The sequence below is a fragment of the Desulfoplanes sp. PS50 genome, from assembly GCF_053851535.1.
Genome location: NZ_JBSPZA010000082.1, coordinates 1 through 1,405 on the forward strand (window position 1 = coordinate 1; position 1,405 = coordinate 1,405).

The 1,405-nt window shown below is 40.7% G+C and carries 1 protein-coding gene; it reads right to left on the reverse strand.

Annotated features, from left to right (window positions below):
- The coding region (locus ACTVJH_RS15830; protein WP_455992854.1) for an IS4 family transposase at positions 1 to 1,387 on the reverse strand (1,387 nt) is incomplete at its 3' end.
- Positions 1,388 to 1,405: the final 18 nt, after the last annotated feature.

The following is a 1,405-nucleotide window of genomic DNA, read 5'->3' on the forward strand; positions in this document are numbered from 1 at the left end:
GATTAGTCGTTAATAGTTTGTTTTTATTGACAAGAAGTCCTTTTTCACCAACGAAACTATCCATATTTTTTTGGACTAGTTCCAAAATGCTTCCAAGGACATTTGCCGGTAAGTTTTCGATTTTATGAAGATTTTTTACGATCACACCGAGAATTTTTCCGAGCGCCTCAATCAACGTACAATCTGCAGCCTCTTGGCAGAAGTGGTGAAATAAAATTCCCAGCGTTCTGGGATCTTCTGCCCGACGTTTTTCTATACAGAGAAAGATATACCTGGTCATAACAATGCTGGTATGTGCTATAAGCGCATCGAAATCTCTGCTCTGGCATCCTTTTTCCAGTTCAAGATGTTGTTTGGCTGTCCGAAAAAAGACTTCGATATCCCAACGTCGACCATAGATACGAACTATTTCATCATCTGGAAGATTTTCATCCGTACACAGCAATGCAAGCCAGTCTCTTTTGCTTCGGTTGCGGACGAAGACCAATTTGGCCATGCCGCCATCTTTGATCTGAACTTGTGCATTTGCGAGAATTTTTGCTCTTCCTCTGCGTTTTCGGATTTTACGGTAAATTTGGATGGCGTTGAGTTCTTGGCCCTCGAAGATGTAATGAATTTTCGGAGTTCGTTTGACCATACAGATGACATGCAAGTGCTCGCGCGCCTTGGCAATCAAGGAAGGTACTCCGAACCAACTATCCATGAGAACATATTTGGCATTGATTCCGGCATGTAGTGCCCTCTCAATCATGGGGGTAATCAAATCTGTAGCTTTGGTCATGGACTCCTGTCGTCGTCTGGCACCACACGTTCTCTTATCCAAATTTTTAGCAGCTTCTTGATATCGATGTTTCTTTTTTCTCGATGAAAGTAGTGCAAAATCAAGCGGTAACAGTGTCGACCCGTCAGACCAAGCCATGGTGAGCATTCTGAAGCCTCTAAGATACCTCCCTGTTGTGTGATCAAAAACTTTGGCCAAGAGTTCGACATTTTTTGACCGCGGACGTGATATCGTTGAATCATCAAAGATAAGCACAGGATCACGATCTTTATTTGTCAGTTCATCAATCATTTCATATGATTGAAAGCCTAAAGCCAAAAGGAATCTTCTCCAGCTAAAACGACTTGAACGAAGAAAATCATATATTGCATCTTTACTGATTTTACGTTCGGGGTTGATGACGATATTCCTGTAGATATTTTTTCCAATGAACGGAAGTATAAAAATGCTTTGAAGAATGGATACAGCTGAATGTCCTTTTGATTTTTTTATTTGAGAGTTGCTGGCAACACTCGCGATACGGAATCTTTTAAAAAAAGAGTCAATACGGTTGGCGCATTCATTCTTTACAACTTGCAAATCGATAGGTTTAATCGTATCTTGCATTTGAGATCCTTGTTTTTT